The sequence below is a fragment of the Rhodococcus sp. P3_B8 genome (assembly GCF_056402775.1).
In genome coordinates, this window is record NZ_JBFUGT010000617.1 from 1 (window position 1) to 1,445 (window position 1,445).

1 protein-coding gene is annotated in these 1,445 nt (G+C 69.3%); it reads left to right on the forward strand.

What is annotated here, in order from left to right; translation table 11 throughout:
• Nucleotides 1–1,277, forward strand: a 1,277-nt coding sequence (locus tag AC1D1G_RS45155) for an aldehyde dehydrogenase (RefSeq protein WP_477956931.1), incomplete at its 5' end; no start/stop codon positions are given.
• Nucleotides 1,278–1,445: the final 168 nt, after the last annotated feature.

Here is a 1,445-nt window from a genome sequence, read left to right on the forward strand (position 1 = left end):
CCACTCCCCCCGGCGCGCGCCGGAAGGTCCTCGAGCGGGCCGCCGCACTCCTCGACGAACGCAGCGAGGCCATCTCGGCGATGATGGGCAAGGAGATGGGCGCCGCCGCCTCCTGGTGCCATTTCAACGTCAACCTCGCGGCCGGGATGTTCCGCGAGGCCGCCGCCCAGGTGTATTCGACGGTCGGCCAGGTCATCCCGTCCGATGTCCCGGGGCTGACCGCGCTCGCCGTGCGGGAGCCGGTCGGGGTCGTGGTCGGCATCGCGCCGTGGAACGCACCGGTCATCCTCGGTGTCCGGGCGATCGCCATGCCGCTGGCCTACGGCAACACCGTGGTACTCAAGGCGTCGGAGGAGACCCCGGCGACCCACGCCGCCATCATCGAATGCCTCATCGACGCCGGCATCCCGGCCGGCGCGGCGAATCTGGTCACCAATGCCGCCGAGGACGCCGCCGAGGTGGTCGACGCGCTGATCGCGCACAAGGCGGTGCGGTGCGTCAACTTCACCGGCTCCACCACGGTGGGACGCATCATCGCCGAGAAGGCCGGAAAGCACTTGACGCGAACGGTTCTCGAACTCGGCGGTAAGGCACCATTCATCGTGCTGGCCGATGCCGACCTCGAGGCCGCGGCCGCCGCGGCGTCGTTCGGTGCCTTCATGAACCAGGGCCAGATCTGCATGTCGACGGAGCGGCTGATCGTCGACCGCGCCGTCGCCGCCGACTTCACCAAGATCCTGGCCGAGCGGGCCGCGAAGCTCGTCGTCGGTGACCCGGAGGATCCACGCACCCAGCTGGGACCGCTGGTGCACGAGGGCGCCGTCGCCCACGTGCAGGCATTGGTCGCCGATGCGGTCGCGCACGGCGCCACCGTCGTCACCGGCGGTGTGGCGGACGGCCTGTACTACCCGCCCACCGTGCTCAGCGGTGTCACGTCGGCCGCCCGCATCTACTCCGAGGAGTCGTTCGGTCCCCTCGCCCCGATCATCGAGGTCGATGGCGCGGACGAGGCGGTGCGGGTGGCCAACGACTCCGACTACGGGCTCTCCGCCGCCCTGTTCACCGGTGATGTCGGGCGCGGCCTGACCCTGGCGCAGCGAATTCAGTCCGGGATCTGCCACATCAACGGCGCCACCGTGCACGACGAGGCGCAGATGCCGTTCGGTGGGGTCAAAGCCAGCGGCTTCGGGCGTTTCGGCTCGTCCGCAGCTCTGGAAGAATTCACCGAACTGCGGTGGATCACCGTGTCCAGCGACGACCGCCACTATCCGATCTGACCGGGAGAGATTCGATGGACGCCTCCTCCACCCCCACCCCGGACTCCGGTCTGGGAGGACCGACAGGATTCACCGGCCTGCGCTACGGCGAGCTCGTCGAGCGCCGAGCCGAACGTCAACCACACCGCACCGCGATAATCCACGGCGACGAACGGATCTCCTACGGTC